Annotated in this window: 14 protein-coding genes; 4 read left to right on the forward strand and 10 right to left on the reverse strand. The window is 72.7% G+C overall.

What is annotated here, in order from left to right; genetic code table 11:
• Nucleotides 1–4 precede the first annotated feature (4 nt).
• Nucleotides 5–1,435, reverse strand: coding sequence for a DUF3375 domain-containing protein (locus ABKW28_RS16700; RefSeq protein ID WP_348611607.1), 1,431 nt, complete (start codon nt 1,433–1,435; stop codon nt 5–7).
• 120 nt (nt 1,436–1,555) lie between these two features.
• Here ABKW28_RS16700 and ABKW28_RS16705 point away from each other — a divergent pair, with 120 nt between their 5' ends.
• Nucleotides 1,556–2,356: a DUF2510 domain-containing protein gene (locus tag ABKW28_RS16705; RefSeq protein ID WP_348611610.1), complete on the forward strand. Its 801-nt coding sequence runs from the start codon at nt 1,556–1,558 to the stop codon at nt 2,354–2,356.
• Nucleotides 2,357–2,378: 22 nt separating this feature from the next.
• On the opposite strand, the gene ABKW28_RS16710 is transcribed toward ABKW28_RS16705, so the two are convergent.
• A complete protein-coding gene (locus ABKW28_RS16710; RefSeq protein WP_348611613.1) occupies nt 2,379–2,720 on the reverse strand; it encodes a DUF2200 domain-containing protein in 342 nt (113 codons plus the stop codon).
• Nucleotides 2,721–2,946: 226 nt separating this feature from the next.
• On the opposite strand from ABKW28_RS16710, the gene ABKW28_RS16715 reads away from it, so the two are divergent.
• Complete coding sequence (locus tag ABKW28_RS16715; protein ID WP_348611616.1) at nt 2,947–3,963, forward strand: TIGR03617 family F420-dependent LLM class oxidoreductase; 1,017 nt, start codon at nt 2,947–2,949, stop codon at nt 3,961–3,963.
• A 301-nt stretch (nt 3,964–4,264) separates the two neighbouring features.
• Here the strand turns inward: ABKW28_RS16715 and ABKW28_RS16720 are convergent, their stop codons facing one another.
• Nucleotides 4,265–4,978: a hypothetical protein gene (locus tag ABKW28_RS16720; protein ID WP_348611619.1), complete on the reverse strand. Its 714-nt coding sequence runs from the start codon at nt 4,976–4,978 to the stop codon at nt 4,265–4,267.
• Nucleotides 4,979–5,062: 84 nt separating this feature from the next.
• Nucleotides 5,063–5,467: a helix-turn-helix transcriptional regulator gene (locus ABKW28_RS16725; RefSeq protein ID WP_348611622.1), complete on the reverse strand. Its 405-nt coding sequence runs from the start codon at nt 5,465–5,467 to the stop codon at nt 5,063–5,065.
• Between the two features lie 189 nt (nt 5,468–5,656).
• On the opposite strand from ABKW28_RS16725, the gene ABKW28_RS16730 reads away from it, so the two are divergent.
• Nucleotides 5,657–5,869, forward strand: a complete 213-nt coding sequence (locus tag ABKW28_RS16730; protein WP_348611625.1) for a hypothetical protein — start codon at nt 5,657–5,659, stop codon at nt 5,867–5,869.
• A gap of 15 nt (nt 5,870–5,884) precedes the next feature.
• Nucleotides 5,885–6,304 (forward strand): nitroreductase family deazaflavin-dependent oxidoreductase, encoded by a 420-nt coding sequence (locus tag ABKW28_RS16735; RefSeq protein ID WP_348611628.1) that lies wholly within the window; start codon nt 5,885–5,887, stop codon nt 6,302–6,304.
• Nucleotides 6,305–6,666: 362 nt separating this feature from the next.
• Here ABKW28_RS16735 and ABKW28_RS16740 read toward each other — a convergent pair whose 3' ends face one another.
• The 6 genes from ABKW28_RS16740 to ABKW28_RS16765 form a co-directional block, all read right to left on the reverse strand.
• Nucleotides 6,667–7,935 carry a DUF222 domain-containing protein gene (locus ABKW28_RS16740; protein WP_348611635.1) on the reverse strand — a complete coding sequence of 423 codons (1,269 nt, stop codon included), beginning with the start codon at nt 7,933–7,935 and terminating at the stop codon, nt 6,667–6,669.
• Nucleotides 7,936–8,094: 159 nt separating this feature from the next.
• Entirely contained in the window at nt 8,095–9,060 is a 966-nt protein-coding gene (locus ABKW28_RS16745; protein ID WP_348611638.1) for a TAXI family TRAP transporter solute-binding subunit, read from the reverse strand.
• A complete protein-coding gene (locus ABKW28_RS16750) occupies nt 9,057–10,454 on the reverse strand; it encodes a HAMP domain-containing sensor histidine kinase (protein WP_348611641.1) in 1,398 nt (465 codons plus the stop codon). The genes ABKW28_RS16745 and ABKW28_RS16750 overlap by 4 nt, the downstream gene beginning before the upstream one ends.
• Nucleotides 10,455–10,481: 27 nt before the next feature.
• Complete coding sequence (locus ABKW28_RS16755) at nt 10,482–11,192, reverse strand: response regulator transcription factor (RefSeq protein WP_204797169.1); 711 nt, start codon at nt 11,190–11,192, stop codon at nt 10,482–10,484.
• 14 nt (nt 11,193–11,206) lie between these two features.
• A complete protein-coding gene (locus tag ABKW28_RS16760; protein ID WP_348611644.1) occupies nt 11,207–12,487 on the reverse strand; it encodes an Nramp family divalent metal transporter in 1,281 nt (426 codons plus the stop codon).
• Between the two features lie 332 nt (nt 12,488–12,819).
• A partial coding sequence (locus ABKW28_RS16765; protein ID WP_348611647.1) for a DUF222 domain-containing protein occupies nt 12,820–13,959 on the reverse strand: 1,140 nt, incomplete at its 5' end.

The following is a 13,959-nucleotide window of genomic DNA, read 5'->3' on the forward strand; positions in this document are numbered from 1 at the left end:
GGCCTCATCCTCGTCGCACCGTCGCCTCCGGCATCCGTACGCCGCGCTCGCCGAGATCCTCGTCGTGCCAGGTCACGGTGACCTCGCGCCGCTCGTCGAGCTCGACGGCCAGGTCCTCCTCGGACAGGGCGAGGTAACCCACGAGCTCGGCGAGCCCGTCGCGCAGCGGGTAGAGCTCGATGATCTCGTGCAGCAGCGCCGAGCTGCGCGACGGGACCACGGTGCGCACCTGCTCGGCGAGGCGCGCGGTGTCGACGAAGGTCTGGTCGTAGAGCGCGGTGGTGTCGAGGTCCTCGACCTCGGCGGCCGGCAGCTCGGAGTCGACCTGGCTGGGCGGGCGCACGTCGTAGAGCGGGCGCTCGAAGGGCAGCGCGATCGCGAGCTGGGGCTCGTCGACCTCGAGACCGATGGTCGGGGGCGCGGCGCGCACGTCGAGGGCGGCGGCCTCGATGGCGCGGACCAGGTCGAGGACCCGGCGGTTCTCCACCCACACCTGGTCGTCGAGGAAGCGGCGCAGCTGCTCGGAGAGGCTGCGCACGGTGGCCTGGGTGCGCTCGGCGGCGTCGTACCAGTCGTGGTGCACCCGCCGCACCCGCGGCTCGACGTCGACGGCGTCGAGGCTCTGGACCCGCGCGAGCAGATCGCTGAGCTCGTCCTGGCGGTCCTGGGAGAGCAGGAAGTCGTAGAACGCCTGGAAGCTGCGGCCCTGGTCGGAGGAGGCGATGTCGGCGCGGTCGCCGACGAGCGAGGCGAGCAGCTCGCCCTTGGCGCCCTCCCAGGTGGCGATCCGCTCACGGGCGGCCCGGTCGAGCGCCCGGAAGTTCTCCTCGACCTCGCGGAAGTCGGCCAGCAGCTCGCGGGCGGTGCTGGAGAAGAACTGGTAGCGCTCGCGGAGCCCGGCACCGTCGAGCACCCGCACTTGGCCGGTCTCGACCTCGGCGATCTCGCGGTCGGTCTCCTCGCGACGGCGGTGCAGCTCGGCGAGCCGGGTCGCGGGGTCGACCTCGGCGCCGTGCACCATCTGGCGCAGCAGGTCGACCAGGGTGTGCAGCCGTGACTCGGTGCCGATGCTGCTGCGGGCCCGCAGGCCGGTGACCCAGCCGTAGGCCTTCTCGAGCGCCGGTGTCGCGTCGTAGTGGACCTCGTCGACGCCGGCCGGGTAGAAGCGCCGCAGCCAGCCGGCCTCCGGCGCCGACCAGTCGTCGAGATAGGCCCTCGCGTCACCGGTGTGCTGCTGCTCGGCCCCCCGCCCGGCATTCGCGACGTGCAGGAAGTCCTCGAGGGACCCGGTCAGCTCGGACTGCGCCAGGGCACCGGAGTTCTCCTCCACGAAGACGCGACCCAGGAATCCCAGGACCAGGGGTGCGTTGCGGGCCCGCAGCAGGCGCCAGGCCGGGTGGGTGTCGGCGAGCAGCTGGATCTCTTCGATGTCCACGCTCACCCTCCTCCACGACGACCTCTCAATGCCGGCCCGAGGGTAGCCGCAGGAACGGACGGTCGGTGGCCCGACGTACCGTGAACGGGGTCAGATCAACGCACCGCTCGGGAGGGTCAGATGAACGCACAACGAGCCGGCTGGTACGCCGACCCTCACGACCAAGCTCAGCTGCGCTACTGGAACGGCAGCGCATGGACCGAGCACCGGTCCCCGAAGCACGGAGGACTGACGCCGGCTCAGGACGGACCCACCGGGCGGTGGTACTTCGTGATCACGCTGGCCAGTCTGGGACTGCTCGCTGCCGTCCCGTTCTTCCACGCCGCATCGCGTCTGGACCGGCCGCAGACCCGCAAGGCGGGCACGGCGATCGCGGCAGTCAGCATCGTGGGGTTCGTGCTCATCGGCCTCTCTCCGACCGACGAGGCAGGCGACCCGACCGGTTGGCTGTCGAGCCTCGGCGCGGTCCTCATGATGTCGGTGATGCTCGTGGCCTCGCTGCTGCTCTTCGGGCTGCGCCGCGAGGTCTACCGGCCCTCCTCGACCGCTGCTCCGCTCCCGGTCACGCCACCCAGCGGCAACCAGGGCGCGATGGCCACCGTCGAGCAGGCACGGCGTCGCCGCGACGAGGCACGCAAGCTGGCCGCCACCGATCCGATGATGGCCCGCGAGCTCGGCATCGGCCGTCCCGACGTGGAGCTGGGCTACGACGACGGCGGGCTGCTCGACCTCAACACGGCCACCCCGGCGCAGCTGAGCACCGTGTGCGGGTTGCCGCCTGCAGTCGCCCACGAGGTCGTGACGGCCCGCTCCGGCCTGGGCCGGTTCCTGGTGGTGGAGGACGCGATCGTCTACGGCCAGGTCGGCGAGGAGCACGCGCCGACACTGCGCGACCGCGGGCTCGTCATCACCGACCTCTGACTCAGAGCGGGGGCACTGCGGCTCAGCGGCGCAGCACCTTCTCCATCGCCTTGCCGCGGGCGAGCTCGTCGACGAGCTTGTCGAGGTAGCGGATCTTCTGCATCAGCGGGTCCTCGACGTCCTCGACGCGCACCCCGCAGACGACGCCGGTGATCAGCGTGGCCTGCGGCCGCAGCGAGGCGGCGGCGAAGAACCCCTCGAAGGTCGTGCCTGCCTCGAGGTGCGCCTCGACCTCGGCCGGGTCCAGACCGGTCAGCCAGTGGACGACCTCGTCGAGCTCGGCACGGGTGCGGCCCTTGCGCTCGAGCTTGGCGACGTAGTGCGGCCACACGTCGGCGATCGGGGTGGTGAAGATCCGGTGCACGCCTCCAGGCTACGTCGCGGGAGGGCCGGGTCGTCCGGGTTGTTCACGTTGGGCGGGTGTCCGGGCCGGCGGGAGTCTCAAGACCGCGGGCCCGGGCAGCCGCAGGACCACTATGCATCGGCCGACGACGACCCGCACCGGCCCACGCGTCGAATACCCGAAGTTGGGGAGGCAGCGTCGACGCGACCTCTCCCCAACCGACCTGACACGTGTCAAGATCGGCTCCGTGCTCCTCGACGTACAGCTCGACGCCCGCCCCCACCAGGCCGCCGCGCGTGCCGCCGAGCTGGCCGCGACGGGGGTGGCCGGCCTGTTCACCTTCGAGGGCCCGCACGACGTCTTCCTCCCGCTCGCGGCCACGGCGAGCCACGGCGTCGACGTCGACCTGATGACCAACGTCGCCATCGCGACGCCGCGCTCGCCGATGCACCTGGCCCACGCGGCGTACGACCTGCAGCTGATGAGCGGTGGCCGGTTCCGGCTCGGGCTGGGCAGCCAGATCCGCCCGCACGTCGAGAACCGGTACGGCGCCACGTGGTCGCGCCCGGCGGCGCGGATGCGCGAGGCGGTGCTGGCGACGCGGGCGATCCTGACGGCGTGGCAGGACGGCACCCGCCTCGACTTCCGTGGCGAGTTCACCAAGCACACGCTGATGCCGCCGACGTTCGTGCCGGGCCCCAACCCGCACGGCATCGCGCCGGTGCTGCTCGGCGCTCTGGGCCCCCTGATGACGCGGGCGGCCGGCGAGGTCGCCGACGGGCTGCTGGTGATGCCGTTCCACAGCCACCGCCACGTGCGCGAGCGGACCCTGCCGGCGCTCGAGGAGGGACTGGCTGCCCGCGAGCCCGGGCGCCCGCGCGCGGACTTCCGGCTCTACCCGCAGGCGATCGTGGCGATGGGCTCGACACCGGAGGAGCAGGCCGCGGCCGACCGGGGCGTGGGCGGGCTGCTGGCCTTCTACGGCTCCACGCCGGCGTACCGCTCGGTGCTCGATGTGGAGGGCTGGGGCGACCTGCAGCCCGAGCTCAACGCGCTCTCCAAGACCGGCGCGGTGGCGGAGATGATGGCGCTGGTGACCACCCGCCACATCGAGACGCTGGCCGTGCGCGGCACGCCGAGCGAGTGCGCCGCCGAGCTCAGGCGCCGCTTCGGCGACCTGGCCGAGCGGGTCTGCTGCTACTTCCCGGGGTACGACGTCGCGCCGGCGCAGCTGGGCGAGCTCGTCGCCACGCTGCGCGACTGAGCGCCGGGCGCCTCGGGCCGGACGGGCCATCCACCCCCAGGGGTGTCGTCGGGCGGGTGAGCCGGGTCGGCCGGGGGGCGGGGTGCACTGGGTAAAGCCCCGAGGGATTCACCACGCCCGGGTGGTCGCTCTCCACCCGACTCGGGGTGGACGGGGTGCCGGGGCCCCGGCCCGGGCAAGTGCCGGGGCCCCGGTCCGACATGCGCAGGACCCCCGCACCCTGGTGGGTGCGGGGGTCCTGGTGCCTCTGCGCCGCGCTGCGTGACGCGTGACCGAAGTCAGCGCGGGGAGCCGGAGACGATCAGTCGCCGACCTTCTTGGCGGCCTCGGTGGTGGCCTTGGCGGCGTTCTCGGCGGTCTTGGCGGCGGCGGTGCCGGTGGCCTTGGCCGAGGACTGCGCCGGGGCGGAAGCCTTCTTGGCGGTCGCGGTGGTCGACTTGGTGCCGGTCTTGGCCGCCGTGGTGGTCTTCTTCGCGGCGGTCTTGGTCGCGGTGGTCGACTTCTTGGCAGCCGTCTTGGTCTGCGTCGAGGCCTTCTTGGCGGTGGTGTTCGCCGCCTTGGTGCCCTGGGTCTTGGTGGTCTTCGCCTTGGCCGAGGTGGTCTTGGCCGAGGTCGTGGCCGCCTTGGTCGACTCCTGGCGACGGATGCGGGTCACCAGGGTCTCGCCGCGCTTGGCGAGGTCGGTGTAGGTCGCGGTCGCGGTGCCCTGGACCTTGCCCGGCAGAGCCAGGGCCTCGTTCTGCAGCTCGGCGACGCGGGCCTCGATGGCGCTGCGGCGGGCCTTGGCGTCCTCGGTGAGGGCGTCGACGCGGGCGTTGACCGTGGTCACGGCCTGCTTGCGCAGGGCCTCGGGCTTGAGGTCGATGTCGGTGACGGACTTCTGCACGCCGGTGATCCGGGTCTGCACGTCGGTGACGTACTCCCGCACGGTCTCGACGACGAGGTCGGCGACGCCGGCGCCGGCGTACAGGCCCTTGGTCGCCTCGGACTTGATGTCGAACTTGGTCTTGGCCATGTCGGCTCCTTCGGTTGGTTCCCGGTGGATGCCGGGCGTTCTGGTACGCGCCGCTCAGACGAGCGGCGTACGTCGGGTGGTCGTTCAGTCCTCGTCGACGCTGGGCTCGTCCGGGGCGGCGACCCCGGCCTGCGCCTCGTTCATCGCGAGGAAGGACTGGTAGACGTCGAGCAGCGACTGCTTCTGCCGCTCGGTCAGGTACGTGTCACCGAGCACGGCGAGCTCCACCGAACCGCCGACGCCGTCGTCGGGGCTGACGATGCCGGCGCGGATGTAGAGCTGCTCGGCGGAGATCCGCAGCGCTCGGGCGAGCTGCTGCAGCACCTCGGCGGACGGCTTGCGCAGCCCGCGCTCGATCTGGCTCAGGTAGGGGTTCGACACGCCGGCCTGCTCGGCGAGCTGCCGCAAGGAGAGCTGCGCACTGGTGCGCTGCTCCTTGAGGTAGTCACCCAGCGTCCCGACTGCGTTCGAGACCTTTCCCTTTGCCATGTCCCCCATAGTGCTTGCTCCTGCTAGCGCTTGCAAGTGCTAGCGGCTGTGTGACGAGTCACTACCGGTTGGTAACCCCAATGAAACAACGGAATCTGCCGCGCTAGCACCGCTAGCAGGCACCATCGGCATCGCCCAGAACGGGTAGATCGGCCGGGTGAGCACGCACGCCGCGTCTACTCTCTCCCGGTGCAGCGCCGACGCCTGATCGCCATCGCGGTCTACCTCATCGTGTCGGTCCTCGCGCTGCTGCTGGTCGCGGGCCACGGGCCGTGGACCGGACGCGTGCTCTTCACCGTCAGCGACAGCCACGGCATGCACACCGGCGACGTGCCGGTGGTGCTCCTGTGGCTGGCGGGCATGGCGTGCAGCGTCGCACTCTGGCGCGACGACTCCCCCTGAGCGCACCATGGGGAGATGACGTCAGCGATCGACCTGCACGGCGCCCCGCACGTGGCGCGCTACCTGGAGACCAACGGCGAGGACGGCTACCACTGGCGCAACGGCACCACGGTCCTGGTCCTCTTCACGACCGGACGCCGCTCCGGTGAGCCGCGCACCAACGCGCTGATCTTCCGCCCCTGGGGCGACGCCTACCTCGTGATCGCCTCGAAGGGCGGCGCCGACTCGCCCCCGGCGTGGTTCCTCAACCTCTCCGACGACCCCGAGGTCGAGGTGCAGGTCAAGGACCGCCGCATCCCCGTCCGCGCCCGCGTCGCGACCCCGGAGGAGAAGCCGGAGATGTGGCGCACCATGGTCGAGGCCTGGCCCGACTACGACGACTACCAGGCCAGCACCGACCGCGAGATCCCCGTGGTCGTGCTCGAGCCCCGCTGACCCCGACCGGCAAGGGCGCCAGCGACCCGCCGTTGGTCGAGCAGCGAGGAGCGCCAGCGACGAGCGTCGCCGAGACCCGGTGAGTGACTCGCAGACCGCAACCGTGTTCGCCGTACGCCATGGACTCACCCGGTTTCGGCATCGCTCGAGCCTTCGGCCCTCGCTGCTCAACCAACGATGGACCGCCGCTGGTCGAGCAGGGAGGAGCGCCAGCGACGAGCGACGCCGAGACCCCGTGAGCTGCCCACTCGCCGTACGCCATGGGCTCACCGCGTTTCGCGACGGTTGCTGCGCAACCTCCTCAACCAACGGACGCGCGGCAGCGCCGTTGGTCGAGCAGCGAGGCCGGGAGCGAAGTGCTCCTAGGTTCGTCGGTGGAAGGTGACCTGGTTGTCAGCCCCGACGTCGCTCTCGTACCCCGGATCATGAATCCGGCGGTGATGGTAGGGGCAGAGGAGTCGTCCACGGTCGAGGTCGGTGTGTCCGTGGCACGACCACGGGTCGTCGTGGTGGGCGTGGCACATCGCCGGTGGTGCATCACAGCCCCGAGCGGTGCAACCGCCGTCACGGATGCCCATCGCGATCCGCTGACCCGGGGTGAAGTACCGCTTCGCACGCCCCACATCCAGAGGCTGACTCTTGCCGCCCAGCACCACCGGCACGACGCCCGCCTCGCAGGCCAGGCGGCGTGCGGTGGCGGCGCTGATCCGGTCACCGGTGTCGAGGGTGGCAGCCGCAAGGCCATCCTTGAGGGAGTCGAGGGTCATCGTCACCACCACCGTGGCGTTCACACCGCCGGCCTTGGGCAGTTCCTTCGGGTCCAGGCGCTCGATCAGCTCGACGAACGCCGCACCCAACCGCTGCGCCGTCGGACGGCGTACCGGCACCGGTGCCTGCTCCTCGTGCTCGCCCTCGTCGGCGGCACGATTCGCCATCTGGTGCTTAGGTGCCGCGAATGCGAGCAGCGCCCGCTCCAGCATCTGCCCGGCCAGCAGCGGCACCGTGAAGGACCCCTTGATCCGGCCGTGGCCGTCCTCGCGCATCCGGAACACCGCCGACTTCTCCGCCTCGCGCTCCTCGCGCTCGAGCTGCTCGGCCTCCCACGCCTCAGCCACCTCGGGTGCCACGACCTCGAGGATGCGGCGGCCCAGCACCCGCAGCGCCTTCGCGTCGTGGACCTCCGCGAACGCCACCAGCGCCTTGGTTGCCTGCTCCAACACACCGGCGTCCAGGTCGTCTGGCAGCTCATCGAGCGCCGTGCAGATCACCGACGCCTGCTCGGCGATGACATCGCCACGGCCGAGTGCTTCCCGCACCAGGTCGTACCGATCCAGCCCCGCGGCCAGGCGGACCTGGCGGAACGAGTCCCGCTTCGTCGACCGCGTGGCGTTGGAGTGCCACACCGCCACCGACGGCGACGCGTTCGTCTCCGCCACCGCCACCGTCTCGGCGTGGGCGAGGGTCCTCGACTTCAGCTCGGTCACCCTCGACTCGAGCTGCGAGAAGTCGACCAACGCCTCCGCCGTCGCGGTCTGGCTCATCGACCACAGCGGTGTCTCGGCGAGCTCGTCGAGCAGCGAGTGCATGCGCGCGAGCGCCCCGTTGATGGGGTGCGCCGCGGTGGTGGCCATGAGTAAAGTATCTCAGGGACCACCGACAAAGCACCAGGTCAGAAGCCGTTTTCCACAGGCAGATCGAAACTTTTTTCGAGATGATCTCTTCGGTGCACAAGCGACTGGTCGATGGTGCAAAAGTGACTGGTCGGTGGTGCAAAACTGACTGCTCGGCCGTCAACCGTGCAGCCGCTGGTACGCCGCGACCGCGCCGGGGTGCAGCGGCACGGAGCCGGTCTGGATCATGGACGGCGGGGCGAGGTACTGGACCCCTCGCGCCGACTCGGGCACCAGCGCGGCGGCGTCGCGGGCCAGCGTCTCGACCACGGCGGCGGCGAGGTCGTCGGCGAGGTCGGCGCGGGCCAGCAGGAGGTTGGGGACGCCGATGGTGCTGGTGACGGTGCCGGCGTACGCGACGTCGGGGGCGCGGCGGGAGCGGTAGGGGTAGCCGGAGACCTCGGCCATCGGCTCGGCCCAGGCGCCGAGGTCGAGCATCCGCAACGGACGGGTGGCGTCGAGGGCGGCGATGGCGGGGGTGGGGATGCCGCCCGACCAGAGCACGGCGTCGACGCTGCCGTCGTCGAGGGAGGTCAGCGACGCGGCGAGCCCGGCGTTGCGCACCTCGACCACGCCCGCCCCGCGACCGCCCTCTCCACGACCCCCCGTCTGCAGCCCGGCGGCCTCGAGCAGCACCCCGCCCGACACGGCCGCGCCCGACCCGGCGGCGCCGAGCACCACCGACCGCCCGCGCAGCCCAGCGACGTCGCGCACCGGCGAGTCGGGCGGCACCAGCAGCTGCAGGTAGTTCTCATAGGTGCGCGCCAGCGCCACCACGCCCTCGGCCGGGTCGCCCGAGCCGGCCTCGACGCTGTCGGCGAGCGCCAGCCCGATCCCGGCGTCGCCGTCCGCGAGCCGGCGCAGGTTGTCCACCGACCCGGCGGTCACGGCGACCTCGACGGCCAGCCCGTCGACCCGCGCCTCGAGCCGGGGCGCGAGCAGCGCGCCGAAGGCGGCGTAGATCCCGCCGTCGTCACCGGCCGCCAGCCGCAGCCGTCGTACGTCGGCAGCGCAGCCGGGCAGCGCCAGCCCGACGGCACCGGCGCCGAGACCGGCCAGCAGCGCGCGGCGCCCCACCGGGTTCACGGGCCCTCCCCGGGCACGGGCAGGCTGACCCGCACCAGCACCCCGCCGCGCGGGCCGGGCCCCACCGACAGGTCGCCCCCGGCGCCGCGCAGCAGCTCGCGGGCAATGGAGAGCCCCAGCCCCGAGCCGTGCGGGTCGTCGGAGCCGCGCCAGAACCGTTCGGCGGCGCGCGACCACTCCCCCTCGGCCAGCCCGGGCCCGTCGTCGTCGACCTCGACCACCACCTGCCGCCCAGCGGCACCACCAGCGACAGCAGCAGGGGCGTCGGCACGCAGGCACACCCCCGCCCCCGCTCCGGCGTGCCGCACCGCGTTGTCGAGCACCACGTCGAGCACCTGCTCGAGGTCGTCGCGGGCCACCTCGAGGTCGGGCACCGGCTCGACCACGACCACCGACTGCTCGGCGGCGGCCGCGGCGGGCGCCCACGCCTCGACCCGCTCGGCCAGCACCTGCGCCAGCGGCGCGAGGGTCTGCGGCGCCCGTGCACCGGCGACCCCGGAGGTGCCGCTCTCCTGCGCCCTGGCCAGGCGCAGCAGCTGGTCGAGCAGCCGCTCGAGGCGCTCGAGCTCGCTGGTCAGCCCGGCGTGCGTGCGGGCGCCGGAGTCGTGCAGATGGGCGCCCAGCGAGTCGGCGCGCAGCCGCACCGCGGCGAGCGGGTTGCGCAGCTGGTGGGAGGCGTCGGCCACCAGGCGGCGCTGGTCGTCGAGCGAGCGCTGCACCACCTCGACCATCCGGTTGAACTCGTCGACCAGCCCGCGCAGCTCGGGCGGCCCGCTGGCCAGCACCGCACCACCGCCGCGACCGCCCTGGGCGAGGTCGTGGGCGGCGCTCTCGAGGGAGTGCACCGGGCGCACCGCCCACCGCGAGAGCCACCGGGCCAGAGCGAGCGCGGCGAGCAGCAGCGCCACCCCGACGAGCAGCACCCACCCCCAGCCGCGCGCCACGTCGCCGGCGGCCGCGCCGGTGTCGACGCGCAGCAGCGCCAGCGCGGCGACGTCGCCGTCCTCGAAGGCGACCGCGCTGCGCAGGGGCTGGTCGCGGGTCCAGGGCAGCACCCGCTCGAGCGCCGGGGTGGGCTGGCCGACCAGGCCGACCCGCACCGCCTCGGCGACCTCCGCCTCCCCGGTGTCGAGGGCGCCCGCCCCGGCCAGCACGCGTCCGGTGGCGTCGGTGACGAGCACGTCCTCGTCGTAGACCTCGTGGTAGCGCGCGACCGCCGCGGCCACGTCGCCCTCGCGGGCGGCCAGCTCGGCGAGCACGCTCAGCTGACGGTCGCGCTCGACCGCGAGCGCCGCCGTACGCCGGTCGCCCAGGGCCACCGCGAGCGGTACCGACAGCGCCAGGAGCGCGCCGACCAGCAGCAGCCCCACCACGAGCCGGACCCGTCGCTCCACCTGTTCCCCCGCCCCGTCCCGGCCGGCTCAGCCGCCGAGCCGGTAGCCGAAGCCCCGGACCGTGTGCAGCGGCAGGTCGGGGCCCAGCTTGCTGCGCAGCGAGGCCACGAAGAAGTCGAGCGAGCGCGAGCGGCCCAGCGCGGGGGTGCCCCACACGTGCAGCTGCACGGCCTCGCGGCTCACCGCCTCGCCGGGCTGGGCGGCCAGCGCCTCGAGCACGTCGAGCTCGGTGGCGGTCAGCGCGACCTCGGCGCCGTCGCGGGTGGCGCGGCGTGCGCCGAGGTCGAGGGCCAGCCCGCCCCAGGCCAGCGTGGCGGCGCCCTCGCGGGCGGTGTCCTCGACGCGGCTGCGGCGCAGCAGGGCGTGCACCCGGGCCACCAGCACGGCCTGCCCGACGGGCTTGACCAGGTAGTCGTCGGCGCCCGCGCGCAGCCCCAGCACGGTGGCGCCGTCACCGTCGCGGGCGGTGAGCACGAGCACCGGCACGGTCGAGGCGCGGCGCAGGGTGCGCAGGAAGTCGAGGCCGTCCATGTCGGGCAGCCCCAGGTCGAGCACCACGAGGTCGGCGCCGGCCACCTGGTGCAGCCCGTCGTCGCCGCGCCGGCAGTGGGTCACGCCCCACCCGGCCCCTTCGAGCGTCTCCACGAGGGCCGCGGCGACCCCGGCGTCGTCCTCGACGAGCAGCAGCTGCACCCCGGGATCGTACGCCGCCGCCGGCACCGCGGCGGCGTACGTCACGCTCGGCGTCAGGCTCAGAGGACGCCGGCGACCGTGGAGCGGACCTGGTCGACGGCCAGGGCCAGGAAGGTCAGCGCGCACAGCACCATCACCACGTTGGCGAAGGGCTTGTTGCGCCACTCCTTGGGGGTGCGGTCGGTGTTGAGCAGCCAGATCAGGGTGATCGCGAGGAACGGCATGAACAGCGCGCCGAGCACGCCGTAGGCGAGGATCAGGTAGACGGGCTTGCCGAGGAAGAGCATCAGCATCGGCGGCAGGGTCAGCCACAGCACGTAGGCGCGGTACCAGCGCCCGCCGCCCTGGCGGTCGGCGTGGTCGGTGGGCAGGCCGCGCACGTGGCCGGCGAAGTCGGCGAACATCAGGCTGACGCCGTTCCACACGCCGACCAGCGAGCTCATCGCCGCGGCCCAGAAGCCGACGAGGAAGATGGTGCCGGTGGCGGCGCCGTACCGGTCGCGCAGCACCTCGGAGAGGTCGAGCAGGCCCTTGTCGCCGGTGTCGACGGCGATGCCGGCGGAGTAGAGCAGCTCGGCGCCCACGACGAGGGTGGCGATCACGAAGATGCCGGTGACCAGGTAGGCGACGCCGTTGTCGAGGCGCATCACGCGCATGAAGGCGGGGGTCGACCAGCCCTTCTCGCGCAGCCAGTAGCCGTAGGCGGCCAGGGTGATGGTGCCGCCGACGCCGCCGGCGACGCTGAGCACGTTGATCAGGGCGCCGTCGGGGATGCGCGGGGCGAGCCCGGCGGCCATGTCGGGCAGGTTGGGCAGGGTGACGACGGCGGCGGCGACCATGCAGACGAACATCAGCAGCACCAGCAGGCTCAGCGTCTTCTCGAAGATCGCGTAGCGCCCCGACCACACCAGCGCCAGGCCGATCAGCCCGGAGACGATGCCCCAGGCGGTGACGCCGAGCACCGGGAAGAGAGCGTGCAGGGCCAGGCCGGTGCCGGCCATCGCGGCGGCGCCGTAGACGAAGCCCCAGATCACGATGTAGGGCCCGAAGTAGATGTGGGTCCAGCGCCCCAGGCTGCTCCACCCCTCGAAGATGGTGCGCCCGGTCGACAGCGAGAAGCGCCCGGCGCCCTCGACGAGCACCACCTTCATCACGCAGCCGACGACCACGGCCCACAGCAGCGCGTAGCCGTACTTGCTGCCCGCGATCATCGTGGCGACCAGGTCGGCGGCGCCCACACCGGTGGCCGCGACCACCAGGCCGGGGCCGATCAGCCGCCAGCGCGGCGGGGTGCCGGCGTCGGTGCCGGCGTCGGTGCCGGCGTGGGGGGTGGTGCTCATGGGTGCCTCCTGGGGTCTGGAGACCCGAGCATGTGACCGCCGCCACCGTGACGCCAACCACACCAGCGCCATCCCGCGCGATCCTCACACGATCCAAAGACAGCGCCCACCGCCTGGTCGAGCAGGGAGGAGCGCCACCACGCACCGCTGGTCGAGCAGGGAGGAGCGCCACCACCCACCGCTGATCGAGCAGGGAGGAGCGCCAGCGACGAGCGACGCCGAGACCCGGTGAGGACCGCGCTCGCCGTACGCCATGGACTCACCGGGTTTTCGGCATCGCTCGAGCCTTCGGCCCTCGCTGCTCAACCAACGGTGCCGGGAGCGGAGTGCTCCTAGGTTCGTCGGTGGAAGGTGACCTGGTTGTCGGCGCCGATGCGGCTCTCGTACTCGGGGTCATGGATTCGGCGGTGGTGGTAGGGACACAACAGCCGCCCGCGGTCGAGGTCGGTGTGGCCGTGGCACGACCACGGGTCGTCGTGGTGGGCGTGACACATCGCCGGCGGGGCGTCGCAGCCCCGGGCGGTGCAGCCGCCGTCACGGATACCCATCGCGACCCGCTGAGCCGGGGTGAAGTACCGCTTCGCACGCCCCACATCCAGAGGCTGACTCTTCCCACCAAGCACCACCGGCACGACACCGGCCTCGCACGCCAGACGACGTGCGGTGGCGGCGCTGATCCGGTCACCGGTGTCGAGCGTGGCGGCCACCAGGCCGTCCTTGAGAGAGTCGAGGGTCATCGTCACCACCACCGTGGCGTTCACACCACCCGCCTTCGGCAGCTCCTTGGGATCCAGGCGCTCGACGAGCTCCACGAACGCCGCACCCAACCGTTCCGCTGTGGGGCGGCGTACCGGCACCGGCGCCTGCTCCTCGCGCTCTTCGTGCTCGTCCGCGTCGGCGGCGGCGCGGTTCGCGATCTGGTACTTGGGGGCGGCGAACGCCAGCAGCGCCCGCTCCAACATCTGCCCGACCAGCAGCGGCACGGTGAACGAGCCCTTGATCCGGCCGTGGCCGTCCTCGCGCATCCGGAACACCGCCGACTTCTCCGCCTCGCGCTCTTCCTTCGCGAGCTGTTCGGCCTCCCAGGCCTCGGCGACCTCGGGTGCGACCACCTCGAGGATGCGTCGCCCCAGGACACGGAGCGCCTTCGCGTCGTGGACCTCCGCGAACGCCACCAGCGCCTTGGTCGCCTGCTCCAACACCGACGGGTCCAGGTCGTCGGGCAGCTCGTCCAGCGCTGTGCAGATCACCGACGCCTGCTCCGCGATCACATCGCCACGACCGAGCGCTTCCCGCACCAAGTCGTAGCGGACGAGCCCCTCAGCCAGGCGCACCTGGCGGAACGATTCGCGCTTCGTCGACCGGGTGGCGTTGGAGTGCCACACCGCCACCGACGGCGACGCGTTCGTCTCCGCCACCGCCACCGTCTCGGCGTGCGACAACAGCTGCGAGCGCACCTCCACCAACCGGGC

The sequence above is a fragment of the Nocardioides sp. 31GB23 genome, assembly GCF_040012395.1.
Classification (GTDB): Bacteria; Actinomycetota; Actinomycetes; order Propionibacteriales; family Nocardioidaceae; genus Nocardioides; species Nocardioides salarius.

What these genes read in the sequence shown, in the direction of transcription:
- ABKW28_RS16740 (WP_348611635.1), bottom strand. Translation starts at nt 7,935, where the DNA reads ATGGCCACCACCGCGGCGCACCCCATCAACGGGGCGCTCGCGCGCATG.
- ABKW28_RS16760 (WP_348611644.1), bottom strand. Translation starts at nt 12,487, where the DNA reads ATGAGCACCACCCCCCACGCCGGCACCGACGCCGGCACCGACGCCGGC.
- ABKW28_RS16735 (WP_348611628.1), top strand. Translation starts at nt 5,885, where the DNA reads ATGACGTCAGCGATCGACCTGCACGGCGCCCCGCACGTGGCGCGCTAC.
- ABKW28_RS16705 (WP_348611610.1), top strand. Translation starts at nt 1,556, where the DNA reads ATGAACGCACAACGAGCCGGCTGGTACGCCGACCCTCACGACCAAGCT.
- ABKW28_RS16720 (WP_348611619.1), bottom strand. Translation starts at nt 4,978, where the DNA reads ATGGCCAAGACCAAGTTCGACATCAAGTCCGAGGCGACCAAGGGCCTG.
- ABKW28_RS16725 (WP_348611622.1), bottom strand. Translation starts at nt 5,467, where the DNA reads ATGGCAAAGGGAAAGGTCTCGAACGCAGTCGGGACGCTGGGTGACTAC.